The 25,940-nt window shown below is 40.9% G+C and carries 24 protein-coding genes and 1 riboswitch; of the genes, 16 read left to right on the top strand and 8 right to left on the bottom strand.

From position 1 onward, the window contains the following. Window positions 1–139: 139 nt before the first annotated feature. The 3 genes from MUN87_RS09870 to MUN87_RS09860 are packed head-to-tail and all read left to right on the top strand — an operon-like array spanning window position 140 to window position 3,591. Window positions 140–1,657: an extracellular solute-binding protein gene (locus MUN87_RS09870; protein ID WP_244747600.1), complete on the top strand. Its 1,518-nt coding sequence runs from the start codon at window positions 140–142 to the stop codon at window positions 1,655–1,657. 19 nt (window positions 1,658–1,676) lie between these two features. Further along, the gene (locus MUN87_RS09865) at window positions 1,677–2,678 is read left to right on the top strand and encodes a pectinesterase family protein (protein ID WP_244747599.1); all 1,002 of its coding nucleotides are present in this window, start codon (window positions 1,677–1,679) and stop codon (window positions 2,676–2,678) included. Between the two features lie 25 nt (window positions 2,679–2,703). Then, window positions 2,704–3,591: an AraC family transcriptional regulator gene (locus tag MUN87_RS09860; RefSeq protein WP_244747598.1), complete on the top strand. Its 888-nt coding sequence runs from the start codon at window positions 2,704–2,706 to the stop codon at window positions 3,589–3,591. Between the two features lie 6 nt (window positions 3,592–3,597). On the opposite strand, the gene MUN87_RS09855 is transcribed toward MUN87_RS09860, so the two are convergent. Further along, window positions 3,598–3,891 carry a zinc ribbon domain-containing protein gene (locus MUN87_RS09855; RefSeq protein WP_244747597.1) on the bottom strand — a complete coding sequence of 98 codons (294 nt, stop codon included), beginning with the start codon at window positions 3,889–3,891 and terminating at the stop codon, window positions 3,598–3,600. Window positions 3,892–4,281: 390 nt separating this feature from the next. On the opposite strand from MUN87_RS09855, the gene MUN87_RS09850 reads away from it, so the two are divergent. Then, window positions 4,282–4,851 carry a hypothetical protein gene (locus tag MUN87_RS09850; protein ID WP_244747596.1) on the top strand — a complete coding sequence of 190 codons (570 nt, stop codon included), beginning with the start codon at window positions 4,282–4,284 and terminating at the stop codon, window positions 4,849–4,851. 156 nt (window positions 4,852–5,007) lie between these two features. Here MUN87_RS09850 and MUN87_RS09845 read toward each other — a convergent pair whose 3' ends face one another. Continuing rightward, complete coding sequence (locus MUN87_RS09845) at window positions 5,008–5,187, bottom strand: hypothetical protein (protein WP_244747595.1); 180 nt, start codon at window positions 5,185–5,187, stop codon at window positions 5,008–5,010. A 149-nt stretch (window positions 5,188–5,336) separates the two neighbouring features. On the opposite strand from MUN87_RS09845, the gene MUN87_RS09840 reads away from it, so the two are divergent. Beyond that, the gene (locus MUN87_RS09840; RefSeq protein WP_244747594.1) at window positions 5,337–5,915 is read left to right on the top strand and encodes a DUF3889 domain-containing protein; all 579 of its coding nucleotides are present in this window, start codon (window positions 5,337–5,339) and stop codon (window positions 5,913–5,915) included. Between the two features lie 679 nt (window positions 5,916–6,594). On the opposite strand, the gene MUN87_RS09835 is transcribed toward MUN87_RS09840, so the two are convergent. Next, complete coding sequence (locus MUN87_RS09835; protein WP_244747593.1) at window positions 6,595–6,969, bottom strand: nuclear transport factor 2 family protein; 375 nt, start codon at window positions 6,967–6,969, stop codon at window positions 6,595–6,597. A 163-nt stretch (window positions 6,970–7,132) separates the two neighbouring features. Between MUN87_RS09835 and MUN87_RS09830 the strand changes: the two genes are divergently transcribed. The 5 genes from MUN87_RS09830 (at window position 7,133) to MUN87_RS09810 (ending at window position 10,902) form a co-directional block, all read left to right on the top strand. Continuing rightward, complete coding sequence (locus MUN87_RS09830; protein WP_244747592.1) at window positions 7,133–7,441, top strand: lmo0954 family membrane protein; 309 nt, start codon at window positions 7,133–7,135, stop codon at window positions 7,439–7,441. A gap of 21 nt (window positions 7,442–7,462) precedes the next feature. After that, window positions 7,463–8,092 (top strand): PspA/IM30 family protein, encoded by a 630-nt coding sequence (locus MUN87_RS09825; protein ID WP_244747591.1) that lies wholly within the window; start codon window positions 7,463–7,465, stop codon window positions 8,090–8,092. Between the two features lie 430 nt (window positions 8,093–8,522). After that, a complete protein-coding gene (liaF, locus tag MUN87_RS09820) occupies window positions 8,523–9,242 on the top strand; it encodes a cell wall-active antibiotics response protein LiaF (RefSeq protein WP_244747590.1) in 720 nt (239 codons plus the stop codon). Further along, window positions 9,239–10,276 carry a sensor histidine kinase gene (locus tag MUN87_RS09815; RefSeq protein ID WP_244747589.1) on the top strand — a complete coding sequence of 346 codons (1,038 nt, stop codon included), beginning with the start codon at window positions 9,239–9,241 and terminating at the stop codon, window positions 10,274–10,276. The genes liaF and MUN87_RS09815 overlap by 4 nt, the downstream gene beginning before the upstream one ends. Beyond that, window positions 10,273–10,902, top strand: a complete 630-nt coding sequence (locus tag MUN87_RS09810; protein ID WP_244747588.1) for a response regulator transcription factor — start codon at window positions 10,273–10,275, stop codon at window positions 10,900–10,902. The genes MUN87_RS09815 and MUN87_RS09810 overlap by 4 nt, the downstream gene beginning before the upstream one ends. A 160-nt stretch (window positions 10,903–11,062) precedes the next feature. Here MUN87_RS09810 and MUN87_RS09805 read toward each other — a convergent pair whose 3' ends face one another. From MUN87_RS09805 to MUN87_RS09795, 3 genes are all read right to left on the bottom strand, one after another. Then, complete coding sequence (locus MUN87_RS09805) at window positions 11,063–11,671, bottom strand: YpmS family protein (protein ID WP_244747587.1); 609 nt, start codon at window positions 11,669–11,671, stop codon at window positions 11,063–11,065. 12 nt (window positions 11,672–11,683) lie between these two features. Further along, on the bottom strand, window positions 11,684–12,574 hold the full coding sequence (locus tag MUN87_RS09800; protein ID WP_244747586.1) for an SGNH/GDSL hydrolase family protein: 891 nt from the start codon (window positions 12,572–12,574) through the stop codon (window positions 11,684–11,686). Between the two features lie 258 nt (window positions 12,575–12,832). Then, entirely contained in the window at window positions 12,833–14,503 is a 1,671-nt protein-coding gene (locus tag MUN87_RS09795; RefSeq protein WP_244747585.1) for a PLP-dependent aspartate aminotransferase family protein, read from the bottom strand. A gap of 80 nt (window positions 14,504–14,583) precedes the next feature. After that, window positions 14,584–14,690: riboswitch (SAM riboswitch) on the bottom strand. Window positions 14,691–14,949: 259 nt separating this feature from the next. On the opposite strand from MUN87_RS09795, the gene MUN87_RS09790 reads away from it, so the two are divergent. From MUN87_RS09790 to MUN87_RS09770, 5 genes are all read left to right on the top strand, one after another. Beyond that, a complete protein-coding gene (locus MUN87_RS09790; protein ID WP_244747584.1) occupies window positions 14,950–15,405 on the top strand; it encodes an Hsp20/alpha crystallin family protein in 456 nt (151 codons plus the stop codon). Window positions 15,406–15,486: 81 nt separating this feature from the next. Beyond that, on the top strand, window positions 15,487–16,929 hold the full coding sequence (gene cls, locus MUN87_RS09785) for a cardiolipin synthase (RefSeq protein ID WP_244747583.1): 1,443 nt from the start codon (window positions 15,487–15,489) through the stop codon (window positions 16,927–16,929). Window positions 16,930–17,052: 123 nt separating this feature from the next. After that, on the top strand, window positions 17,053–18,942 hold the full coding sequence (locus tag MUN87_RS09780; RefSeq protein WP_244747582.1) for an ABC-F family ATP-binding cassette domain-containing protein: 1,890 nt from the start codon (window positions 17,053–17,055) through the stop codon (window positions 18,940–18,942). Further along, window positions 18,943–20,181, top strand: a complete 1,239-nt coding sequence (locus MUN87_RS09775; RefSeq protein WP_244747581.1) for an aminopeptidase — start codon at window positions 18,943–18,945, stop codon at window positions 20,179–20,181. It begins immediately after the preceding gene. A gap of 833 nt (window positions 20,182–21,014) precedes the next feature. Next, window positions 21,015–21,605 carry a DJ-1/PfpI family protein gene (locus MUN87_RS09770; protein ID WP_244747580.1) on the top strand — a complete coding sequence of 197 codons (591 nt, stop codon included), beginning with the start codon at window positions 21,015–21,017 and terminating at the stop codon, window positions 21,603–21,605. 136 nt (window positions 21,606–21,741) lie between these two features. On the opposite strand, the gene recQ is transcribed toward MUN87_RS09770, so the two are convergent. After that, on the bottom strand, window positions 21,742–23,526 hold the full coding sequence (gene recQ, locus MUN87_RS09765; RefSeq protein ID WP_244747579.1) for a DNA helicase RecQ: 1,785 nt from the start codon (window positions 23,524–23,526) through the stop codon (window positions 21,742–21,744). A 176-nt stretch (window positions 23,527–23,702) separates the two neighbouring features. On the opposite strand from recQ, the gene MUN87_RS09760 reads away from it, so the two are divergent. Beyond that, on the top strand, window positions 23,703–25,550 hold the full coding sequence (locus tag MUN87_RS09760; RefSeq protein WP_244747578.1) for a cation:proton antiporter: 1,848 nt from the start codon (window positions 23,703–23,705) through the stop codon (window positions 25,548–25,550). A 136-nt stretch (window positions 25,551–25,686) separates the two neighbouring features. Here the strand turns inward: MUN87_RS09760 and MUN87_RS09755 are convergent, their stop codons facing one another. Then, on the bottom strand, window positions 25,687–25,869 hold the full coding sequence (locus MUN87_RS09755) for an SE1832 family protein (protein WP_244747577.1): 183 nt from the start codon (window positions 25,867–25,869) through the stop codon (window positions 25,687–25,689). Window positions 25,870–25,940: the final 71 nt, after the last annotated feature.

Here is a 25,940-nt window from a genome sequence, read left to right as displayed (position 1 = left end):
CGAGAAAAGGTATTCGAATGCTACCTGCAATCTCGGCACATTTTTATAGCAATATACACTGATGGAAATTCGAAAAAAATATGCTAATCTGTTAATGAAATCGCTTACTTTTAATGTTAAGATTAAGGGAGGGAAAGGGATGAACAGGTTTAATCGTGAATGGCGTCCTATCCAAAAAGGATTAATGGGTGGATTGTGCGGTATCGCGTTATTGTTAGCTGGATGTGCCGATAATGCAAGCAGCAATGGAGAAGAGACGATAAGTATTATGGCTAATGTGCATACACCACAAGTGGCAACAGACAGTCCGATTGTGGAACAGATCGAAGAAAAAGCAGGTGTGAATTTAGATATAACATGGGCACCGGACGAAACGTACGATGACAAAATGAATACCGTGATCGCGACACAAAGTTTTCCAAGAGCCATGTTCGTGAAGAATTCTGAGTCGTATACGCAAATGAAGGACTCCTTAACTGATGATGTCTATTGGGAAATAGGACCATATCTTGATGACTATGAGAACCTGAGTAAATTAGATCCGGTAGTATTGAACAATACGGCAGTGGACGGTAAGGTGTTTGCCTTGTACCGCGAAACGCCTTTATCAAGATGGGGCATTATGTACCGAAAGGATTGGGCAGCGAATTTAGGTATCGAAGCACCTGAAACAACGGAAGATTTATATGAGATGTTCAAAGCTTTTACCGAGGAAGACCCGGATGGTAATGGAAAAGATGATACTTTTGGCGTCGCAGTCAATTCGGACCTGGTGTATGGTGGTTTTAAATTTGTCAGCTCCTACTTTGGAACGCCTAACAACTGGGGAGAGAAAGACGGAGAGCTGATGCCGGAATTTATGTTTGAGGAATACATCGATACAATGAATTTCTTCAAAAAGCTACGTGATGACGGCTATGTCAATAAAGATTTCCCTGTAACAAGTAAGACAAGTCAGACCGAAATGCTGACTAGCGGCAAAGCAGGAGCTATTGTAGGCTGTCTCTGTAATGCGGCAGGTTTCCAGGAAAATTTGCAACTTTCCCATCCGGAAGGTGAATTAGATGTGCAGAATCGCATCTCTACTGCAGATGGTGAACCCGGAACATGGGCTACCGCCGGATATGGATCTGTTGTTTTATTTCCAAAAGAAAGCAATAAAACAGAAGAGGATCTAAAAGAAGTACTGTCGTTATTCGATACAATGATGGAGCCAGATATTTATAATTCGATCGTTTATGGTACAGAAGGAGAGCATTATGAAATGGTTGATGGCAAAGCGAAGAAATTGGAAAGTGGTGCCGATTCCTTCGAAACAGAAATTCAGCCCCTGTTAGGATTGGCAATCGGTGGTGAGAATGCTATTGATGCACTGACACGAAGTTTTGCTAATGATTTGGATGAGAAGCAATATAACCAGACGATGGATAATAACAATATTCTGATTCATGACCCTACTGTTGCGCTTCATTCTGAAACATATGGGGAGAATGGAACGTACCTGCAGCAAATTATCGATGATGCAACCATTCAATATATGTTAGGTGACATTGACTTAGAAGGATTCCAATCAGCTGTCGATAAGTGGAAAGAAGAAGGCGGCGGACAAATTATTACGGAATACAATGAAGCATATCAGGAAGCAGAAAGTAACTAAATGTTGGAGTGATAGATAGATGCGTTATAATATTGCAGAACTAGAATCACAATATAAGCAAACGATTGATAGTATTGTAGACCCAGAGCACAAGGCAACTCCAGGTAGGCCGGTTTACCGAAGTATTCAGGAAGCGGTAGATGGTCTCGCTGAATCAGGTGGTTGTATTTTTATTGCAAAAGGTGTGTATCGGGAGAAATTGATAATCAACAAAGCATCTGTAACGTTGATCGGTGAGTGCCGTGATCAGACCATTGTAACCTATGATGTGGCAAGTGGTAGTGAAAAAACAGATGGCTCGACATATGGTACGTTTGGAAGTGCTAGTGTCATCGTTCAGCAGCCGAATTTTACAGCGGTTAATCTGACGTTTGAAAATCGTTTTGATTTCATGAAGGAATATCTGAAAAAGGATAATGATCCATCCAAAATGAAAAACTTACAGGCTGTTGCTTTTCGTACAGCAGATCAGAGTGATCATACGAAACTGGAAAACTGTTATTTCAAAGGATATCAGGATACGTTGCTTGTTGATCAGGGAGCGCACTATTTTGATAAGTGTATCATCGAAGGAGCAATTGATTTTATTTTTGGTGCTGGTCAGGCTGTTTTTGAAAAATGTGAGATTGTATCCTTAAATCTTCAGGATTCTATTCATAATGGCTTTGTCACAGCTGCCAGTACTTCGATTGAGGTGCCTTATGGATATTTGTTCGATCAGTGCCGATTGCAGAGAGAATCGAATCAAATGCCGGATCATACGGTATATTTAGGGAGACCGTGGCATCCAGGCGGAGATCCGGATGCGATAGCGAGTGTACTATTTTACCAATGTGAGATAGACGCTCATATTAAAGAGGAAGGCTGGACCGAAATGGGTGGCTTCTCTCCTTTGGATGCCAGATTATATGAATATAATAATCAAGGTACAGGGGCTGTAATCAATCCGAACAGGAGAAGTATATCTCAGCAGGAAGCGGAGAAATGGCGCCAGCATCTAAGCAAGATTTGTGTTCGGTAAAGAGGAGGAAGGAGGCGATTGATTCATGGCAGAAACACCGATTGAGTTCCATGAAGAGCATGTCCCGGGCTTTCTTATTCATCACAAACAGGATCCATCACAAATGAACGTCTTTCATAGACATCAAGGCTATGAAATTGTTTGGTTAAAAGCAGGAGAAGCCTTGTACGTATTTGAAGAGAAAGTGTATCATTTACGGAAAAATACTATTCTGCTTTTCAAAAGCTCGGAATTTCACCGGGTAAGCTTACGGGATGGTGCAGCATATGAAAGAGTAGTTGTGATGTTTACTGCTGACTTTTTTTCGTTTGATCATGTGCTGCTCAAATCTTTTTTTCATTTCATGGATCAATTGCCTTTTCCGCATTTTAAGCTGGATTTATTTGTTTGGGATACCGATACATTTCAAGCGATGATCGATAACCTTTTGTTTGAAAGTAATCATAAAAACAACTGGCAACAGAAAGCGGCTCTCGAGATTTATCTGATGGAATTGATCCTGTTTCTAAGCCGTTCAATGAACATCGATCAACAAGCCAATCATAAGCTCGATCGTGTTAGTGAGCAGCAAAATCCGGTAGATTTCCATGATCAGATCGTCAAGGAAATCAATGAAGTCTGGAACACAGAATGGCGATTGGATACCATAGCTGAACATTTGCATATCAGTAAGTTCTATCTGTGCCGTTTTTTCAAAAAAGAATTTGGTGTCACCATTCAGGAATATATTCTGCAGCGACGATTATTTGAAGCAAACCGTCTGCTGACGGAGTCTTCTTTAACTGTTCATGAGATTTCGGAGCATGTTGGATTTCAGTCCGCTTCCAGTTTTATTAGAAGGTTTAAGGAGCGAAATCGTGTGACACCGAATCAGTACCGGAAGAAACAACAAGCGCTGCGTGATAGCAAATGACAGATATTATTTAGCACCACAGTAGGGACAAGAGACGCGTGTGTCATCGTATTCACTATTACACCTCGGGCATTGGATGATTTTCTTTCGTTCGGCGTTGGCTAATTTTCTCTGTGCAAACAGTTCGTTCATGATTACTTCCTGGTTATCGATGATCTCTGCAACTGCGAAGAGCAGCATCCCAATAACAATGCCGATAAAAGTATAAAGCAGAAACATTATAAAGTGGCCTGACATAATCCCGATAAGCACACTTAGAACGATGGCGATAGTTCCAAGACTAAATAGTATTTTTATCACGGCGCTAACCGTCCGTAATACCCACTTCAAGATTCGCGAGATCCATAAGAAGCTAAGTGGGGGATAAACGGACGATAACTTCCTGATAAGTTTCGCTAGCAATCAGTGGGGGCAAAAAACCCCCACTGATTGAAGTCTCACTTTATCATCATATTTCACTCCTTTTTTTAGTACCTCTCCGGTTTATCACGGCGGTAATCGCCCATAATTCCCCCCAATAATTGATGTCTCACTTTATCCTTCACTAAGTTTCATCATACCTATTGCACAATAAGTAAAAATATAATATAGTAAAAATTATTATTAGATTTCAAAATTTTCCATATGGAAACATAGCACTCCAAAGATGAATCAAACCTAATTTAATAAATAAGCAAGGAGTGGACTGTGTTGAAAAAGGTATACCTGCTTTTTACGGATACGGGAACACTGTTATCACGTCTTATAAATTTGTGCACCAATTCTAATTTAAATCATGCTTCCATTGCATTCGACAGCTCATTGACAGAAGTCTACAGCTTCGGTAGAAAAAGAACCTATAATCCGTGGAGTGGCGGCTTCGTCCAAGAGAATTTACGGACACCATTTTTTCGCCGTTCTCAATGTGCTATTTATCAATTAACCATCCCTGACGAGACCTATTACCTGTTGAAACAACGTATTGAAAAAATAGAAGCAGAAACAGATCATTACCGTTATAATCTGCTAGGCTTATTTGGCGTGTTATTAAATTTGGAATGGCAACGAGAGCAAGCCTATTTCTGTTCGGAATTCGTTGCAACTGTTTTAAACGAAGCAGGTATTTATATGGCAGAAAAACCAGCATGCCTGGTGAAACCACAGGATTTAAAAGAATGGGAAGCGTTACAATTAATCTACCATGGTGAACTGATTGCTTATTTACAATACCATGGCGGTTATGATGTACCTGTAACCCTTTGGCAAAGGTATTTGATGTAGATCGGTTATCACGGCGCTAACCGTCCGTAATACCTCCACTTTAAGGTTTGAGAGATAACTAAGAAGCTAAGCGGGGAATAAATGGCCGGTAACTCCCTGATACGTTTCGCTAGCAATCAGCAGGGGTCAAAAGCCCCTACTGATTGAAGTCTCACTTTATTCTTGGTTATTTTCTAATTTTTGCTTATTAACTTTGAGTAACTCTTTCAATACACGGTGAATGTTTTGCAAGCTGATCAAAATAATACCTAACATGATGAATGTAACAATTTCTCCTGTGATGAAAGAAAGTAATGCTATTAAAGTAGCATACAGTATATATAACCAATTGTTCATAAGTATCATCCTTTTCCATTTTATATGGATTATTTTAACATAAATAAAGCATCGTGATGATTCTTTATTCAAAAATAATAGGCATTTGTCACAACATCAGTACTTCGATTCATACAATAAGTTGTATCAACACGAAGGAGCTGATGAATATGTATCCCTATTACAATTATGGTTACACCAATTCTTATATGATGAGACCTCAAACCCTTAATGGAACAGCAACTTGGACAAATGGCGGCAATGTTACCAAATGCGGTATTCCGTGGTCTTATAATCAATATATGACAGTGGCGGTCAGCAGTAATTCCAGCTTTCAATGTGGGCAGACGCTTAAAGTGACCAATCCCCAGAATGGCAGAGAGGCAATTGTGACAGTGGTGGACACTGTGCCAAATGTACCGGCAAACCAATTGAATTTACATCAACGAGCATTTCAGATATTGGCGAATCCAAGTGTCGGTGTGCTTCCTGTACAATTTCAGGCATCCCCTGAGGTTGAACAGGAAAAATGGGGCAAGTATTTATTAGAAGTGACGCAGACAGCCTATCCGAATTATAATGTGACCGATTATGGATTCGTAGAAAGGACGCCTGTAACCAACGACCAAGTCAAAGAAGTGTACGATTTTTATCTCACAAACGGCCAGGAGCAATTAACGGTGAGAGGAACGGTTGTCTACAATCCCATGACAAATCGTGTGGTTTCGTTTGGAATTACGGAATTATAGGCGAGGATAGAGCAGGAGCGTGGATGTTATCATGCTTCTGTTTTTTTGTCAGACTGCTCACAGCAGTAATCATATTGAACATGATTGGAGTTCCTATAATATGGATTATGTAAACAAGCCCCTTGCTAACCAAGCATCCACCTTGAGAGATTTAATGTGCTGGGATACCGCTTCGGCCAACCACTCCGCGTCCTGCGGGGCACGGCTGAAGCTAACTTTGTGAAGAAGATCGCTTCACAAAGTGGATCTTCAGCGCCTGCCTGTCCCGCGGGAGTCTACGTGGTTGGCCTACGCTAGGATAAGGACTCTACAACTTTTGTAAGAGCTAGCAGATTGATTTCACCATAAATATCACCTTTTTAATAAGTTAATGCCTAGAACCACTGCTTTTAGCTGTGCCATAAGTTGTAGCACTTCCTCCTAAGCGTAGGAAATAGGCGGAGACTCCCGTGGAATCAGCACGAGCTGAAGATCCACTTTAGAAAGAAAAGAATTTTCTTTCTAAAGTTAGCTGAAGCCGTGCCCACAGGACGCGAAGCCTATTTCCGGAGCTTTTCTACGCAGATGATATCTATCAAAATTACCACTATTTCAGATAGTTGACATAATCCTTATTATAGGAAGTTGTTTATTGATTAAGTCAATTAGGACCGGGCGGTTTATGCCCGGTTTTTCTATATTAAAACATTCCGTTTTCGTTTTTACTTTCTTCCGGAACAGGCTGTCCAATGTCCCACATTTCAACAATTTTGCCGTTTTCAAAGCGAAAGATATGAACAGCTGCAGCGCCTGGATCACCTTGGTTCTGTCTGATATGGGAATAGACGACAACTTTTTCTACTTCCTGAATGACGAGTTTAATGTCCAAAATTTTTGCCGGACTTTGTGATGCATTCTCTTCCATCGCCAGCATAAGTGAATCTGCATCACCTGGAAAGTAGGGATTATGGTGGCGGAATGAAGCACTTATGTATTGCTGGTATGCCTCACGAATTCTATTTGATACGACGAGTTGTAAAAATGATACAGCTTTTTCCTTTACATCAACATTCATTGAAAGCATCCTTTCCTGTATGGTTATGTGCATTATATGGTCCGTTTTTACTGCTGTCAACAATAGAAAATACGCCCCAAGGCTTAGTTCAAAATATAACCTCAGCCTGTTACTGATTCCGCCAAGACAAGCTATCATATAAGTATGGAAGGAGGGAACGTCAATGAGAACATTTCTACTCATTAGTTTAGCGGTGATCGCTGCCATTATCTTACTAGCCAATATTGGCCCGATGATTATGCTGTTGATCAGTCTGGTCATTGCTTATTACGGAGTGAAAAAATTCATCACGGCCGACACAACCGGTTCGAAAGTTGGGTGGGGGATTGTCATTCTGATCGGTGTATCGATGTCGATTTCAAACATCCCAGCCTTGATCGGTGTGGTTGCAATGGTTGTGTTGTATTACACATACAAAAAATGGAAGCAAGAGAAAGAATACGAAGATTACTTAGAGTGGGACAAGCTGTAAACATATAAGGAGGAATAAATAATGGCAAACTTATTTTCACGCATGAAAGACACAGTGATGGCAGATTTACACGAAGCAATGGATCGGAAAGAGGAAAAAAATCCAATCGCACATGTAAACCAGTATATTCGTGAATGCGAGCAGGAAGTAAAGAAAATTAAACGACTAGTTGAAAAACAATATGAAATAAAGCACGATATCGCAAAAGAATTAACGCAGGCAAAAACGATGGTAGAAAAACGCAAGCGTCAAATTCAACTAGCAGAAGAAATGCAGGAAGCGGAATTAGCCAAAGAAGCACAAGTGGAATTAGAACAATTTGAAGCGCGGGTCATTCAGTTGAACGAAATGTCGGACAAAGCGATAAAAGATTTGGAAACGTTAGAATCAAAATATGTGCAAATGAAGCAAAAATTAAAGGACCTTTATGTGAAACGTCTTGAATTACGAAGCAGAGAAAATATTGCCCGCACGAAACAAGGCATGAACAAAGTGCTCGAAACAGAGCTAGTTTCCAAAAGTGTATCCAAATTCGCCGAGCTCGAAAGCTATATTGAGCGTATCGAACAACGCGTTCAAACAGAGCACCGCCTGCACACTTTGGATGCCCGTTTTCAAGAATTAGAAAAAAGAGCTACAACAACTAACTAAAAACATGCTATTCTATAAAGGTGCAGAAAAAATCTGCACCTTTTCATGTCTGGAAAAGCACTTGGAATAAATACTACCGACAAACGATACAAAACTTGAGGACAGGTAAAGAGATTTGTATCGATTGATAGGGAAAGAACACAAATCTCAAAAAAATGCGAATAGATTTGTATCGAAAACGTGAAAAGGAAACAAATCAGGGCAGCGAGCGTTTCGATTTGTATCGATTGGCAGGGAAAGGAAACAAATCTCAAAGACATTCGAGCAGATTTGTATCGAAAGGCATAGAAAGAGTACAAATCTCAACTAATTCCGATCACATTTGTCCTCAAAGCCAGAAAACAAATCCCAAGGCTGCTTCTAAACAACGTACGAGGCAACTCATTCTAAGAGCCATCAGTTTACATTAATAAAAAAGGGGTGACCCTATATGTCAAAAAAGACAGGCTATGATTTAATGCAATTATTATTAATCATAGGTGCGGTATTTTTGTTAATTGAATTAATTTTCATCGATGTAGGTCTGCTTTTCTTGATCGCAATCGGAGCGGTGGCGATCTATTTCGGCAGACGATCTTTTAAAAGTACGACTGGCAAAACGATTTTCTGGGGTGGTGTATTCTTCGTTATCATTGCGATCCTGCAGACGTTTGCGATACGTTTTTTTATTTTTGCAATTATAATCTATTTGGTATGGCAGTGGTATCAGCAAAAGCAAAAAGAAAATCAAGGGCTGCCGCAATTTATCGATATCACCGAAGAGACGTTATACGAAGACCAGATGATTCAAAACAAATGGTTTGGTAAATACCAGACAACGAAAAACGGTTTTTCCTGGCAGGATTTAAACATCCAGTCGGGAATTGGTGATACTCAGGTGGATTTAAATAATACGATGTTGCCAAATGAAGAGAATGTCATGGTGATACGCCACTTTGCCGGAAAAATTAAAGTGATTGTCCCTTATGATGTCGAAGTCACGATTGATCATTCTGTCATTTTCGGTGACATCCATGCCTTTGATCATCAGAAGAAAAATGTGTTCAATCGACATGTCCAGCTGCAAACAAAAGGCTATCGTCAATCTCGCCAAAAAGTGAAAATCTATACACAGATGATCGTTGGAAAGCTTGAGGTGAGAAGAGGATGAAGTTATATACCAGGATGATTGCGACGACGACTTTACTCGCTTTCCTGCTGCTGCTGATTTTGACCGTCTTTTATTATTTAGCATTTCCGATTCATAATTGGCAACTGCTGTGGACACATAAAGTGATGGAAATTCCAGTTGTGCTGATGATGCCAGCGGTCACTATTTTGTTTGGTATTGTCATCGGTATTATTATCGCCGCGGTTTGGCAACGTCGCATTCATTTTATCGAAAATAGTCTGCATCGTGTATTAAATAACCAATCGGTTGCCGATCCTGTATCCTATGAGGAGATGACCGATGTATTGAGTCGTTTAAGGGACGTGCAGCAATACATTCAGGATCAAACGAAGCGGACACAAAAATTGATTGAAGAACGAGCAACGGCACAGGAAGAGACCATCAATCAAGTCATCTCAGAGGAACGCAATCGCTTGGCCAGAGAATTGCACGATTCCGTCAGTCAAGAACTGTTTGCCGCGTCCATGCTGGTGTCAGCTGTACTGGCTGCCAATATCGAACAAGACGAAAAAACCACGAAGCAATTACACCAGATCGAAGCGATGATTCAGCAGGCCCAACTGGAAATGCGTGCATTATTGCTGCATTTACGACCAGTATTGTTAAAAGACAAAACATTGAATGAAGGAATGGAGCAATTACTTGAAGAACTCCATGCCAAGGTGCCGATGGATATCAATTGGCGCTTAGAAACAATTGAAGTGAACAAAGGGATGGAAGATCAGCTGTTCCGGATTTTGCAAGAGGCGATCTCTAATGCACTACGTCATGCGAAGGCGTCATTAGTCGAAGTTTTGCTAATGGAACGGGATGATTTTCTTATATTGCGAATTTCGGATAATGGAATCGGATTTGATGTAGAGGAAAAACAGCATAACTCCTACGGTCTTACCAATATGTATGAGCGTGCTGCTGAAATAGGGGCTCGTCTCAATATTGTCAGTTTGGAGAACGAAGGAACAAAGATAGAAATTCGTGTACCACTAATGAGCGAAGAAGGTGAGAAGGAATGATTCGCGTCTTATTTGTTGATGATCATGAGATGGTTCGGATCGGAGTCAGTGCATATTTAACGACACAGGAAGATATTGACGTAATCGCTGAAGCGGAAAATGGCCAGGATGCGGTTGATTTAGCGTTATCCTTGCGTCCGGATGTGATCTTGATGGATCTTGTTATGGACGGGATGGATGGCATTGAAGCGACCAGGCAGATTATCGCGAAGTGGCCAGAGGCAAAAATCTTAATCGTGACCAGTTTTATTGATGATGACAAAGTGTATCCTGCCTTAGAAGCAGGCGCCACCAGCTATCTGTTGAAGACGTCCAAGGCAGACGTGATTGCGAGAGCGATTCGTGATACCTATAATGGAGAGTCTGTATTGGAAAAAGAAGTGACAGCAAAAATGATGGCGAAGTTCTCCTCCTCTCATGATGTGCCGCTTCATGACAGTCTGACAAAAAGAGAGATGGAAATCCTGCTGTTAATTGCTGAAGGGAAGACAAACCAGGAGATTGCTGATCAGCTATTTATCGCTTTGAAAACAGCGAAAGTACATGTCAGCAACATCCTCAGTAAGCTCGAAGTGCAGGACCGCACACAAGCAGCTGTCTATGTGTATCAAAATAATTTATTGTAAAAGAAATCCCGCTCCGATGGAAGCGGGATTTTTGTTGAAGTGGCCATAAAATGATGAAAAGTGGCCATAAAACCGCATGAAGTGGCCATAAAGTATCGAAAAGTGGCCATAAAACAGACGAAAGTGACCATAAAACACGTCAAAGTGGCCATAAAACTTGCTATAACCCCAAAGTAGCATTAGGAATTTTAATGCGGAAGGAGATATTGTCATTCGCCAGGTCAATTTGTTGGGCACGCACTCGGAAGTTGCTGTCTAAGTTCATTTGTGTGACAGCAATGTAGATCTGTTCTTCTTTAGGATCGATCGTAATCCATTCCGGTGTTTCGACGCGACTGCTGACATATTGCAAAATCCGATCCTCTGGTAACCGTAATAAGCCAAGAGACATTCCGGTTGCTTGCAAAATGATGTCACCATTTTGCTGGACTTGCGGTTCGAATTTTATATTGACGGGAACTTCACTTGAAAAAGCCTCAATCGTTCCCATTAAATGTACTTGTTCATCGAATTTAACGGTATACTGAATATTCTCGCCAAGCTTCGGTAATTTATCGATATATGCATTGACCAGTTCGTTCAAATTCGATTTGCTCGAACGAATGGTGAATTCTGCACCTGCTTCATCCTCAATAAATACTTGTTCCGGCTCTTCAGCACTCGGAGCTGGCCAGAAAATAAACAGTACAATTGCCAAAAGCAAAGCCAGGTTAATCGATACTAACGTAATAAATAATTTTCTCCAGTTCCTCACTTTTTTTTCTGCCATGTTGGTCATCCTTTATTCTTCTTCTGCTTGTCGTAAGTTATTTTCCAGATAGGTAATAACACGTTCCGCAATTAACTGATAGCCACGATGATTCGGGTGGAAATTATCATCAGCGTAAACATTCTCTGTTTCGTTCTGAAAAACGTCCTGCATTGGTATATATTGCACCTGTTCGAATTGGTTGGTTACTTCTAAACTTTTGTTGTTCCATCTGGTGATGATTTGATTTAATGCTTCAATTTCACCGAAATATTGTTCGAATGGATTGAAAAAACCAATTAAATAAATCTTGGCATCTGGCTGTAATGACGTGATCTTATCAAAAATAGCTGTAAGCCGTTCTCCGTATGGTCCTCGTCCTTCAATAAAAGGTTCCTCCGTAAGGTTTACGAAATTATCCTTCATTATTTTCATGATATCATTAGCACCGATCGTAATTAAGACCGTATCAGCTTTTTTAAGGGAATCTTGAATTTCTTCTTGTTCCAGTCGTTTTAATAAATGATCGGTACGATTACCGCGTTTTCCGAAATTATCGATGGAAACATTAATGCTCTGGTTATCAAGCTGCTCTTCTAAGACACCAACATATCCACCGTTTTCTTCCTCGTCTCCAACACCTTGTGTCAACGAATCCCCAATAGCGACAATATGTGCATCTTTTTTGAAGAAATGAAGAGCTTCCATCACTGCCTCACGGACGTGTGAAGAAATCGAGCTGTCTTCTTCTGGTTCTTCAGTTTGTTCCTCTTCAGCGGTTTCGTCCTCTGATTCTGTCTGATTATTTGTTGTCTCGTCGGTCGTGTTTGAATGTTCTTGCGGATCTGATGGCCAATTAAAATAAACAACCACCGTGATCGCAGCAATCAGTAATACGACCAGCATTAATACCTTTTTCCTCATGGTCAACACCTACAGTTATAAATCTTATCCTTATTAAGTATACCCGTCCATTTATGATTGCTAACATGTGTTATAGAATATGCATGTTAACGATTGAAAATGAGTCAATTTGTGAAATGATACGAATTGTATCATATATAATCTGACCGTGTTAAGAAAATTCGTTATAAAAAAGCATAAGACCGCAAACCGGAATGGCCTGCGGTCTCACATATATATATTTATCTTGGGGAGATAAATAACGATAGTCAGGGAGAGTTACTCTCCTCGGCGCAAGCGGTCTGCCTCATAAAATGGGCATTTGTTCTCGACAACGACTTGTCCGTTTGCTTCCGCCTTCTCTTTTACAGCAGGTTCTGTCTGCCCTTCAGCAAACCAGATGATTTTGGCTTGGTTTGTATAAGCAGCAGCTGCTTCTTTTTGATTTAAAATGTATAATATATCAATCTCACCGTCTGCTTGATCGGCTTCGGTGATGTGATAACCTAATTTAGATAATTTGCTGAGTGCTTCCGATTCTTCGATTGAGCCAGCCACTGCGATGGTCTTCGGACGAATATCGCCATTCTCTCTCGCAAGTGGGGAAGATAATGCCCAGGAAATGGCTTTCTCTGCACCCGTTGAAATAGTTGGTTCGCTCTCTGTTGCAACGGCTATCGCCTGATCTAAGTCCGCGATAATATCTTCAGCTGTTTCAATACCTACAGAAAGGCGAATTAATTCTTCTGTAACACCAGATTTCTTCAATTCTTCCTTCGACAATTGCTGGTGAGTAGTGGATGCTGGATGAATAATTAATGATTTCGCATCACCCACATTGGCAACATGAGACCATAATTGTACATGATCTATCACTTTTCGTCCAGTTTCTCTACCACCCTTTATACCAAAGACGATCATAGAACCAAAAAGGTTACAAAAATATTTTTTTGCTAATGTGTGGGAAGGGTGATCCTCGAGTCCAGGATAAGAAACCCATTCCACTTGTGGATGATTTTTCAGGTAATGCGCAACAGCTTCGGTATTCTCACTATGACGTTTCACTCTTAAATGCAACGTTTCAAGACCTTGTAAGAAATAAAAAGCATTCTGCGGGCTTAATGATGGACCAATATCTCTTAGCAATTGGACTCGAAGTTTAATCGCAAATGCCGGTGGCCCAATATCAATTCCGAAGCGAATACCATTATACGAATCATCCGGTTCGGTAAAACCAGGGAATCGGTCACTATTCCAATTAAATCGTCCACTGTCTACCACAATCCCACCGATGGAAGTTCCGTGTCCGCCAATCCATTTGGTAGCGGAGTGCACGACAATGTCAGCTCCCCAGCTAATTGGTTTGCACACATATGGAGTAGCAAAGGTATTATCGATGATAAGTGGTACGCCATTTTCATGAGCGATGTCTGCGACTGCTTCGATATCAAGTACATGTAAGCTAGGGTTGGTAATCACTTCACCATAGACAGCTTTTGTCTTGTCCGTGATCGCATCTCTGAAATTATCAGGATTGGTACCATCGACGAACTTCACGTTAATACCGTATTTAGGTAAAGTTGTGTTAAACAGGTTGTAAGTCCCGCCATACAAATTGCTGTCTGCTACAATTTCATCACCAGCATTGGCCAGATTCAGAATGGCGAGTGTAATAGCAGATGCACCTGAAGCAGTGCCAACAGCTGCAACGCCATCTTCTAATAAAGCAATACGCTGTTCGAAGACGTCGACCGTTGGATTCATGATACGTGAATAAATATTGCCCATTTCTGCTAGAGCAAAAAGATTTTGGGCATGCTCGGTGTTGTTGAATACATAAGAAGTAGTTTGATAGATTGGTACTGCACGTGCATTGGTTGCAGGATCAACTTGTTGGCCGCCATGCAATAAATTGGTTTCACTTCCTGGAAACTGAAACGGATTTGTCATTGATGTACCTCCTTTAAACTAATAAAAAAACCTCTTCTCACCGAGAGTAAGAAGAGGTTGCTTATGTAAGTTCAGTCCTCCTCTTATCTTTCAGGTCAAACCTGTAGGATTTAGCACCTTTTCAACAAAAAAATTGACGGTTGCCGGGCTTCGCAGGGCCTATTCCCTCTGCCGCTCGAAATAAGAGTTTGTATCTATTGAATTGTCTACATTATAAGTCATCTATTGCCAAGCGTCAACAAATTTATCAGAATTTTGCGAAGAACAGTAATCTTGGCGGTTTAACATAAACTTTATCAAGGGATAAACAGACGATCACTCCCCGATACGCTTCGCCAGCAATCAGTGGCGATCAAAAATCCCCACCAATTGAAGTCTCCTTTTATGATCATTTTTCGTTCGCTATGCATAGGATAAAGTGGGTAAAGAGACCAGGAGGGATGAACATGTCACAAAAAGGTGGAAAGAATGAGTGGGGCGAAGATCTTATCAAGAAACTAGATGCATTCCTTTATGAAAAACCAAATCGCAATGTAATGGAAACGATTGACAGTTTCTTTGAACAGGTAAAGATGCCAAAACAGATTCCCGCAGATGTTGTGGAGACAGACGATGAGTGGATCGTTCGTGTTGATTTGCCAGGGGTAAAAAAAGAACAGATCAAGTTGAAATTGCTAGGCAATCAAATATCTGTATCCGTTGAACAGGAAGAGGAAACCGATCAGCAACAACAATCATATCAATATCATCATAAGGAAAGAAGACAGCAACGCAAACAGCGGACGATCACCTTACCATATGCAGTCGATAAAAAAACAGCCAAGGCAAGTTTTCAAGATGGCGTATTGGAAATAAGAGGGCCAAAAAATCAAGCAGAGGATGACGCTCTAAGTATTGACTGAGCTAATAGCAATTGCTATTAGCTTGCTCATAATTGTGCTATATTAGGAATAGACGAGTTTATTAAAAAAGGAGGTTTTCGTTTGGCGATTACCCAGCTCATTATCAGTTTTTTGTTGGTATTTAATATTGTCTTATCATTAACTATCATCTTCCTTGAGCGAAAAAATGCCACAGCGACTTGGGCTTGGATCATGGTGTTAACCTTCATTCCGATATTTGGATTTATTTTATATCTTATTTTTGGAAGAAAGTTAAGCAACAAAACGATTTTTACTTGGGATACCAAAAGTAAATTAGGGGTAAAAAAAGCTGTGCAGCACCAATTGCGGGAGATAGAGAACGGTGATTTCTTTATTAATGATCCCCGTTTGTATTCCTATAAGGATTTATTTTATTTACATTTGCGTAATAATGATGCGATTTTCACACAGGACAATGCAGTCAATATTTTTACAGATGGTAATCGTAAGTTTAACTCGTTATTAGATGACATCGAACAAGCGACAGACCATATCCATTTACTTTATTACATAGTAAGGTCTGATCAGCTCGGAGTCCGACTTGCAGAAGCATTGATTAGGAAAGCGAAAGAAGGGGTGGAAGTACGTTTCCTTTATGATGATCTTGGTTCGAGAACATTAAGCAGAAAATTAGTCCGCAAAATGCGACATGCTGGTGCAGAGGTAGAAGGATTCTTCCCGCCATTAATTCCAAAGGTCAATCTTAAAATCAATCACCGTAACCACCGGAAATTGGTGATTATTGATGGGAAAGTAGGCTATATCGGTGGTTTCAATATTGGTGATGAATACCTTGGACAGGATAAAAGATTTGGCTATTGGCGTGATACGCACTTACGGATTGAGGGAAGTGCCGTTAAGAATTTACAGACTCGTTTTATATTAGACTGGAATCAGGCCTCGCGTCACGATATTGAATATGATGAGCGTTATTACGATGCTGTGCCAATGGGACACGCCGGTATGCAAATTGTTTCAAGTGGACCGGATTCAGACTGGGAGCAAATTAAGCATGGTTATATTAAGATGATCATGTCAGCAAAAGAGTATGTGTATATACAAACCCCTTATTTCATACCAGATGAAAGTCTGCTCGATGCTCTGAGAATAGCTTGTCTTTCCGGAGTAGATGTCCGAATTATGATCCCGAACAAGCCAGATCATCCGTTTGTCTATTGGGCAACCTATTCATATATTGGTGAACTATTAAAAGCCGGTGCAACGGTTTATATTTATCAAAAAGGCTTCCTGCATGCTAAAATGATAGTAGTGGATAGTAAGATTGCCTCCATCGGAACGGCAAATATTGATGTGAGGAGTTTCCGTCTCAATTTTGAGGTGAATGCCTTCTTATATAATGAAACACTTGCAGAAATGCTGGTAGATGAATTTGAGAAAGATATGGAATATGTAACTACGTTAACCTTGCCACTGTATCAAAAACGGTCACTCTGGATTCGTACGAAAGAATCGATTGCAAGGTTAATATCGCCAATCCTGTAAAAAGAACTTGGCAGCAGCTAAGTTCTTTTTCGCAGATGGTCCACCATCATTGTAAAAAGTAGATGTCACAACTCTTAAATATAGCTTGCAATCAAATGAACCACAGGCGAAAGGATCGATAGAATGCGCACGTTAAAAGTAGAAGAACTTGTGAAAACATACGGTGACAAATCGTTATTTGATCATATTTCCTTTTCGATCACGGATCAGGACCGAATTGGACTGATCGGTGTCAATGGAACAGGAAAGTCAACCTTGCTGAAAGTACTGGCAGGCATGGACCAGGCGGAGCAAGGAACGATTGATCATCCGAATGACTACCACATTGAATATTTAGATCAGGAGCCTCGTCTTGCTGAAGGCGACACGGTATTAGATCAGATTTATTATGGGGATGCTGAAATCATGGTGACGCTTAGAAAATATGAAGCGGCCGTTTTTGCATTGGAGCAAGATCCTGCCAATGAAAAAATGCAACAGCAGCTCATAAACATGCAGGACAAGATGGATCAACTGCAAGCATGGGATGCCATGACAATTGCCAAAACCATTTTGACCAGATTAGGAGTACCTTCATTTGACAAAAAGATCGAACAATTGTCAGGAGGTCAGCGAAAACGGGTGGCAATCGCCAAAGCATTAATTCAGCCTGCTGATTTACTGATTTTGGATGAGCCTACCAACCATCTTGATAATGATACCATTGAATGGCTCGAAGAATTTCTGCCTTCTTATTCTGGCGCTATTTTACTCGTTACGCACGACCGTTACTTTCTGAACCGGATTACGAATCGTATGTTTGAATTGGACAAGGGCAATTTATATACATATGTTGGCAACTATCAGACATTTCTTGAACAGCGGGCACTGCGCGAAGAACAAGAGCAGCAAGCAGAACGCAAGCACCAGAATATCCTTAAGAAAGAAATAGCTTGGTTAAAAGCAGGCGTGAAGGCAAGAACAACGAAACAAAAAGCTCGCATTGACCGTGTCGAAGATATGAAGGAAAAAACATTCGATACGAACAAACAAACGTTATCGTTTCAGGTCGGCTCTACCCGCCTGGGGAAAAAGGTAATGGAAATGACCAACTTAAGTAAATCCTATGATGGCAATGTTTTGTTCAAGGATTTTAATCTGTTAATCAAGCCTGGTGACAGGTTAGGGATTGTCGGCGCCAATGGAAGTGGTAAGACAACATTGCTCAACATGCTTGCCGGAAAAATCGAACCAGATGCTGGGGAGATTGAAGTTGGGGAGACTGTGAAAATTGGTTATTATACACAAGAGCATCCACCACTGGATGAAAATTTGAAAGTGATTGATCTTGTTCGCGAAGTGGCAGAAGTGGTGCATACGGTCGATGGATCCGTAATTACAGCAGAACAAATGCTGGAACGCTTCCTTTTTCCAAGGTCACAGCAGTGGACATTGGTCCGTAAGCTCTCTGGTGGCGAACGAAGAAGATTGTACTTGCTGACGGTTTTAATGAAGGAACCGAATGTGCTGTTCTTAGATGAGCCCACCAATGATCTGGATACCGAGACGTTAACCGTATTAGAAGATTACCTGGAACAATTTCCTGGCGTTGTAATTACCGTTTCCCACGACCGTTATTTCTTAGATAAATCGATCGAGCAGATCATCGCATTCACAGGAAGTCCGTCGTTAACCACCTTTTATGGTAATTATTCTGAATTCCGTGAGCAGCAGAAGCAAGAAGAGGAACAGAGCCAGCCTGCGAAATCGCAAGCAGCGCAGAAGCCCAAGCGGAAAAAGAAAAAATTATCGTACCATGAACAAAAAGAGTGGGATACGATTGAAGACGAGATTACCGAATTAGAATCGGAACTGGAACAGGTGCAAACGGAAATTACTGAAGCAGGCAGTGATATTGGTGCGATTCAGCCGTTATACAACAAACAAAGTGAATTAGAAGAGCAATTGGAACAAAAAATGGTTAGATGGGAAGAGCTTTCCCTTTTAATAGAAGAAATGAAGGAGGAGTCATAAATGGCAGATCAACAACTGCAAGAAAAATACGCAGAACTGGCGTTAAAGACAGGTGTGAACTTACAAGAAGGACAAGCACTAGTCATTAATTCATCAATTGAGGGAGCCGATTTTGCCAAAATTGTCGTTCGCAAAGCATACGAAATGGGCGCGAAAAATGTACACGTTAACTGGGCAGATGATGAATTAACCTTGTTAAAATATCAATATGCTTCTGAGGAAGTGCTAACGGATATCCCGGAATGGCAAATTGCTAAACAATTAGCATTTGCAGAAGATGGTGCAGCTTTATTATCGATCCGTTCTACCAATCCGGATTTGTTAAAAGATATTGATCCTTCCAAAGTAGCAAAAGCAAATAAAGCTGCTGGCGAAGCAATGAAAGAATTCCGCCAATATACGATGAACGATCGTATCCCATGGTCGATCATTTCGATTCCAACCGGTGACTGGGCACAAAAAATCTTCCCGGATCAATCAAAAGAAGAGGCAAAAGAAAGCTTATGGGAGCAAATTTTCAAAATTGTCCGCGTTGACAAAGAAGATCCCGTTGCTGCATGGGATGCACATAACGATACATTAAAGCAAGCTCGCGAATATTTAAATAAAAAATCGTACAAAGCATTACTTTTCAAATCAGAAGGTACCAATATTCGCTTTGAATTACCGGAGGGTCACATTTGGAAAGGCGGCGCGGCCCAAACGCCAAATGGCAATGCCTTTAATCCAAACATGCCTACAGAAGAAGTATTTACGATGCCGCACAAATACAAGGTTGACGGAACAGTTACCGCAACGAAACCACTTGTATATGGCGGGAATATGATTGATGGATTCAGCCTGACATTTAAAGATGGAAAAGTGGTTGATTTCAAAGCAGATCAAGGCTACGATACCTTGAAGCACCTGCTTGATACCGATGAAGGTGCCAGCCGATTGGGAGAGCTTGCATTAGTACCGCATGCATCACCAATTTCACAGTCCGGCTTAATTTTCTATAACACGCTATATGACGAAAATGCGTCCTGCCATATCGCATTAGGAAAAGCTTATCCAACCAATATGGAAGGCGGCTCTGACATGAATGAAGAACAGCTTGATCAGCATGGCGTCAACGACAGCTTAACTCACGTTGACTTCATGATCGGTTCAGCGGATCTCGATATCGAAGGCGAAACAGCAGACGGCTCAACCGAACCCGTCTTCCGCCAAGGCGCATGGGCAATTGACTTTGACTAAGATGGAAAGGAAAGACTTGATCCCGAGAGGATCAAGTCTTTTTTTGTCATCATTCAAGAAAGTATAAAAGTGCAGTCACGGCAGTAATCATATGGATAATGTAAACTACGGCTGTATATCAGATTGGCCATTTTGATATATTTTATCTGCTTAGCAAAGCTCCGGAAATAGGCTCCGCGTCCTGTGGGGTCGGGTTCAGCCTCCTCGCGAGCAAAAACCGCTCACTGTGGGGTCTTCACACACGACTGATCCCACGGGAGTCTCCGCCTATTTCCTGCGCTTAAAGCAAGTGCTACAACGTATGGAACAGCTAAAAGCAGTGGTTCTAGGCATTATGTTGTTCATTCAATTACTGTTATATATAATCGATATGCTATCTCTTACAAATGTTGTAGAGTCCCTATCCTAGCGTAGGCCAACCACGGAGACTCCCGCGGGACCAGGCAGGTGCTGAAGATCCACAACGTCTGCACCTGCGTCTTCTAGTAACGCTTCGAGGTAGGCTTCCTCGGTGCAAGGCAGCAGAGAAGTATTTCGGGTAGTAGCCTAGCTTCAGCCGTGCCCCGCAGGACGCGGAGTGGTTGGACGGAGCGGTATCCAAGCACACATAATATTTCAAAATGACCACTGAGCTGCTAGTTGATTTAATCCGTATTATGGTTAGTTGTATATAATTTTGTTTGTTAGATCTAGTGAAAACTTAACCCGATTTTTCTAATCTTATACATATCATGTTGTATAATTGAGTATAAAGCATAATTGAAAATCGACAGCAGTTATCGGCATCTATGATCTTCGACAGTGGTCCGACCATATACAAAGGAGAGAGAGCTATGAGTCAAAAATGGAAAGTCGGTATTTTCCTTTTTCACGATGTAGAAGTATTAGATTTTGCTGGTCCATTTGAAGTTTTTTCTGTTACATATGCTAACAATGGTGAAAAACCTTTTGACGTAACGACGGTTTCGGAGACGGGAGAATTATTGCAAGCTCGTAACGGACTACGCATTCAACCTGATTATCATTTTCAGAATGCGCCAAAATTCGATATTTTAGTTATTCCGGGTGGACCTGGTACGCGGGAAATAGAGCATAATCAAAAAGTAATAAAATGGATAGAGGGACAAATGCAGTCTGTATCACTTATGACATCTGTATGTACAGGTGCGTTCCTTCTTGCAAAAGCAGGTCTATTAACAAATTTGAAATGTACCAAACATTGGGGGAGTCTGGAAAGGTTGCAAAAGGAATATCCCGATATTGATGTAAAAGCTGGTGTGAAATTTATAGATGAAGGAAACATCATTACTTCAGCAGGTATTTCTGCAGGTATCAATATGTCTTTTCACGTGTTGCAACGGTTAGTGGGAAGGGAGATAGCAAAAGCTACAGCTCACCGGATGGAGTATGATATTGAATTATAAAAGCGAGGTTGGTTGGGGTATTCTCATCTTACTTTTTAGTTGTGTATAGTGTTGAATTACGAGCATGTCTCCAACGATAACATCGAAAAAGAACTAAAAACACCACCCAGCTAATTCATACCGGGTGGTGTTTCTCTCAATTTTCCTCCACTAACTCAACAAAGCATTCCAAAAAGAGTTCGCCGTATTGCTCATATTTTCGCTGGCCAACCCCATTGATCTCCAGCATTTCGTATTTTGTAGTGGGTTTGACTCTCGACATTTCTTTCAACGTCTTATCAGAGAATATTACATATGGCGGCACTGCCTGTTCGGTTGCAAGGGTTTTGCGCAGCCTTCTTAATTGTTCAAACATATCCACATCATAATTGTCATCTTCCTGCGCTTTCACTTTGGCCACTTGCACGTATACTTTTTCCTCGCCTTTGAGTACGGTCTTGGATCGTTTGCCGAGCTGTAACACTGGAAATTGTCCACCTTTGGAAACTAAATACTCTTCCGCTACTAAAAATTGAATGAAGGAGAGCACTTCTTTTTCCGTTAATTCCTTTAGTAAACCGTAAGTTGTCAGGCGGTCAAAGCGGAACTGCTTCACTTTTTTATCCTGCGATCCTTTTAATACTTTGGCAACAAGGCTGGCACCAAAGCGTTCATTCATCCGTTTGACACAAGATAAAACCATTTGTGCTTCTTTCGTATGATCGACCAATTCTTTCTCGTTATCGCAATTAGAGCAATGACCGCATGGTTCGTTTGACGAAAACTCGTCATTAAAGTAACGCAATATATATTGCTGTAAACACTGCTCAGTATGACAGTAATTAATCATCGCTTGTAACTTCTTATATTCATTATGCTTCTTGTCATCTTGCATTTCCGATTGATCAATTAAATATTTTTGCAAATTAATATCCTGTCCGGAAAAAAGGACGACACACTGGCTGGGCTCCCCGTCACGACCTGCCCGACCGGCTTCTTGATAGTAGCTTTCCAAATTCTTTGGTAATGCGTAATGCACCACATATCTAACATTGGACTTATCTATTCCCATCCCGAAGGCATTCGTTGCGACCATAACTTGTGCATTATCATAAATAAAGTCATTTTGTGCTTGTTTTCGTGCTTCTTCGGACATTCCGGCGTGATATTTTTGTACCGCATATCCTTTCTCCTGAAGTAAATGATAAAGCAAGTCGACCTGTTTTCTTGTAATGGCATAAATAATACCTGTTTCTGATGCATGAGCTTTTAAATAATCAAGCACATATGTCTGCCGGTCGTGCCCCTTTACTACCTGAAACATCAAATTTTGTCGGGCAAATCCGGTATTGACGACAGCATCCGTTCCGACATCGAGTAATTGCTGTAAATCTTGTGTAACTTCCACTGTTGCGGTAGCCGTTAATCCAACCAGAATGGGGCGCTGATTCAATTGATTCACGACTTGTACAACAGTTCGGTAGCTCGGTCGGAAATCATGCCCCCACTGTGAAATACAGTGTGCTTCATCGAAAGCAATGAGTGCAATAGGCAGCTGGTTAATGGCATGGAAAAAAGAGTTGGATTCAAATCGTTCAGGTGCTACGTAAACAAATTTGTATTCATTGCGCCTTAACGCTTGCAGTCTGTTTGCTTGTTCTTCAGATGAAAGGGAGCTATTAATATATGTAGCAGCAATGCCTAATGAGCGAAGTGCATCAACCTGGTCCTTCATTAATGAAATGAGAGGGGAGATGACTACAGTAATCCCATCCATCGCGAGGCCGGGTATTTGATAGCAGATTGATTTTCCGCCACCAGTCGGCATAATCGCAAGCGTATTATCACCATTCATAATTTGACCGACAATTTGTTCTTGTCCTGGTCGAAATGTGTCATAACCAAAATATTTTTTTAATAAAGCTAATGTATCCTTAGACATCTGAACCATCCTTTATATCATTCAAATTTTATCTTAACATGTTCCGTGTATCCATGCAGGTAAAAATTGCTCGAAATAAAATGATTTACATCTATTCTTTTAACCTTTAAAATAATGCTATCTTGTGTGTAAAAAAAGATCAGATATAGATAGATAAGAAAACAGATAGGGGGATAATGATGGACTCTTTATTATTAATACTTATGCTGGTAGCAGTTCTCGGCATCGGCTCGCAATGGCTGGCCTGGAAATTTCAATTACCGGCGATTGTTGTGATGTCGATTGCCGGGTTGTTAGTCGGACCTGTATTTGGTTTGATGAATCCGGAAGAGGCATTTGGGGATATGTATCGTCCATTTATCTCCATTGCAGTTGCAATCATTCTGTTTGAGGGAAGTCTTAATCTTAATTTTAAGGAAGTCAAAGGATTAGGGAAGCCTGTCTTTCGGATCGTAACATGGGGGGCCTTTATAGCATGGATCTTAGGCTCTGTCGCTGCTCATTTTGTTGCAGGCATGTCGTGGGCGGTTGCCTTTGTCATTGGTGGTATCTTTATTGTAACAGGTCCTACTGTTATTTTACCACTATTAAGACAATCAAAATTAAAGCCGAAACCTGCCAAAATATTAAAATGGGAAGGAATCATTGTTGACCCATTCGGTGCGTTAGTCGCCATATTCGCATTTGAGTTTATTCTTTTCCTTTCAGCAGATGGGCGAGATGCGACTTCCTTGTTCTTGTTCTTACTGGCGGCGTTATTCGCAGTTGTCCTTGGTTATATATTTGGAAAAGTGGTCGCCTGGATGTTCGAGTCGGGTCATGTTCCAGAATTTCTAAAATCACCTGCTGTATTCGTAGCGGTTATTGCCTGTTTTATTCTTGCTGATGAAGTGAAACATGAAACAGGATTACTAGCTGTTACAGCGATGGGGATGACTATGGCGAATTTAGGAATATCCTCGATCAAAGACATGCGCCATTTCAAAGAAAATATTTCGATCTTACTCATATCAACGGTATTTATCCTATTAACGTCCTCCTTAACAACGGAGACATTAATGGATGTGTTTCGACCGGAAATTATCGGTTTTGTATTATTAATGCTATTTGTCGTTCGACCACTTTCCGTTTTTCTTTCGACAGTTAATTCAGGTTTGAATCTGAGGGAAAAAACATTAGTCGGCTGGATTGCGCCAAGAGGTATTGTGGCACTAACTGTAGCAAGTTATTTTGCCTCGATATTGGCAGATGAAGGATTTGATGGTGCGTCACTTATTACACCGCTAACCTTCGCACTTGTTTTTTCAACGGTTGTGGTCCATGGATTCTCCATCGGCTGGCTGGCCAAAAAGCTGAACCTGTCAGCAGAAGGAAACCCGGGCGTGTTAATTGTCGGTTCCAACCGTTTTTCGAACGCGCTAGTGAAGGTGATGCAGGAGCTCGATATTCCATCTGTAGTAGTTGACTCTTCATGGGACCGTCTGCAGCGTGCCCGAAAAGCCGGCATACCGCATAATCATTGTGAGATATTGTCGGAGCAGACGGAATATACGATGAATTTTACACCGTATGATTATTTATTAGCTTCGACAGAATATGACGCGTATAACGCTTTGGTTTGTTCAACGTTCTTACCAGAGTTCGGTCGTAAAAATGTTTTCCGATTACCTAATCAAAGTCACAGCGGTGATCAAATTAACGATATTGACCATACGATTGGGGGAAGAGAAGTCTTTTCACCAATGGAGGGCATCGAAGAATTAAAATATAAAATGAAAAGCGGTTATGTTATGCGCAAAACATCGCTGACAGATCAATACCGTTATAAAGATTATTTAGAAGATCGTCATGAAGAAACGATTCTGTTGTTTATCTTAAAGCAATCGAAACAAATCACTTTCTTTACAAATGACGTAGAAATATCTGCCTCACCAGGAGATACTATCGTCAGCATGACACCGCCAAGTAAAGAATTTAATAAAATTAAAGAGAAATTAGAAGAACAACGCAACGAAAAAGGCTAGCCACTTGGCTAGCCTTTTAAAGTCTTTCTAATCAGACAAGAAGGTATAAGAGTGCAGTCACAGCAGTAATTATATTGAATTGTAAGTTGAGTTCCCATAATATAGGACCGGGCGGGGTATGCCCGGCTTTTCTAACTTATTCCTTCGTATGTTGCAACTGTTTTCTTAATCCAGCAATCTGCTCAGCAAGTCGTTCCAGCTCATCCTCGTTATGTTCCGTTCTTCCTCCTACGTACACAAGCTTCTCTAAATCAGCCGAAAGTCTTGCATAGTCCGCCTTTAAATCCTCAATCTCAGCCTCGATTTCCTTACGGTTCATATGCCTCAAGCCTCCATCAATCGTTTTCTTAAGCGTAAAACAGATCCAGTTAATAAGCAAGATTAATGCGA

The organism is Gracilibacillus salinarum, assembly GCF_022919575.1.
Classification (GTDB): domain Bacteria; phylum Bacillota; class Bacilli; order Bacillales; family Amphibacillaceae; genus Gracilibacillus; species Gracilibacillus salinarum.
This window is presented reverse-complemented; position numbering and strand designations above follow the sequence as displayed.

Coding starts and splice junctions, on each gene's coding strand:
- MUN87_RS09870 (WP_244747600.1), top strand. CDS start 140: ATGAACAGGTTTAATCGTGAATGGCGTCCTATCCAAAAAGGATTAATG.
- MUN87_RS09865 (WP_244747599.1), top strand. CDS start 1,677: ATGCGTTATAATATTGCAGAACTAGAATCACAATATAAGCAAACGATT.
- MUN87_RS09860 (WP_244747598.1), top strand. CDS start 2,704: ATGGCAGAAACACCGATTGAGTTCCATGAAGAGCATGTCCCGGGCTTT.
- MUN87_RS09845 (WP_244747595.1), bottom strand. CDS start 5,187: ATGAACAATTGGTTATATATACTGTATGCTACTTTAATAGCATTACTT.
- MUN87_RS09840 (WP_244747594.1), top strand. CDS start 5,337: ATGTATCCCTATTACAATTATGGTTACACCAATTCTTATATGATGAGA.
- MUN87_RS09835 (WP_244747593.1), bottom strand. CDS start 6,969: ATGAATGTTGATGTAAAGGAAAAAGCTGTATCATTTTTACAACTCGTC.
- MUN87_RS09830 (WP_244747592.1), top strand. CDS start 7,133: ATGAGAACATTTCTACTCATTAGTTTAGCGGTGATCGCTGCCATTATC.
- MUN87_RS09825 (WP_244747591.1), top strand. CDS start 7,463: ATGGCAAACTTATTTTCACGCATGAAAGACACAGTGATGGCAGATTTA.
- liaF (WP_244747590.1), top strand. CDS start 8,523: ATGTCAAAAAAGACAGGCTATGATTTAATGCAATTATTATTAATCATA.
- MUN87_RS09815 (WP_244747589.1), top strand. CDS start 9,239: ATGAAGTTATATACCAGGATGATTGCGACGACGACTTTACTCGCTTTC.
- MUN87_RS09810 (WP_244747588.1), top strand. CDS start 10,273: ATGATTCGCGTCTTATTTGTTGATGATCATGAGATGGTTCGGATCGGA.
- MUN87_RS09805 (WP_244747587.1), bottom strand. CDS start 11,671: ATGGCAGAAAAAAAAGTGAGGAACTGGAGAAAATTATTTATTACGTTA.
- MUN87_RS09800 (WP_244747586.1), bottom strand. CDS start 12,574: ATGAGGAAAAAGGTATTAATGCTGGTCGTATTACTGATTGCTGCGATC.
- MUN87_RS09795 (WP_244747585.1), bottom strand. CDS start 14,503: ATGACAAATCCGTTTCAGTTTCCAGGAAGTGAAACCAATTTATTGCAT.
- MUN87_RS09790 (WP_244747584.1), top strand. CDS start 14,950: ATGTCACAAAAAGGTGGAAAGAATGAGTGGGGCGAAGATCTTATCAAG.
- MUN87_RS09780 (WP_244747582.1), top strand. CDS start 17,053: ATGCGCACGTTAAAAGTAGAAGAACTTGTGAAAACATACGGTGACAAA.
- MUN87_RS09775 (WP_244747581.1), top strand. CDS start 18,943: ATGGCAGATCAACAACTGCAAGAAAAATACGCAGAACTGGCGTTAAAG.
- MUN87_RS09770 (WP_244747580.1), top strand. CDS start 21,015: ATGAGTCAAAAATGGAAAGTCGGTATTTTCCTTTTTCACGATGTAGAA.
- recQ (WP_244747579.1), bottom strand. CDS start 23,526: ATGTCTAAGGATACATTAGCTTTATTAAAAAAATATTTTGGTTATGAC.
- MUN87_RS09760 (WP_244747578.1), top strand. CDS start 23,703: ATGATGGACTCTTTATTATTAATACTTATGCTGGTAGCAGTTCTCGGC.
- MUN87_RS09755 (WP_244747577.1), bottom strand. CDS start 25,869: ATGAACCGTAAGGAAATCGAGGCTGAGATTGAGGATTTAAAGGCGGAC.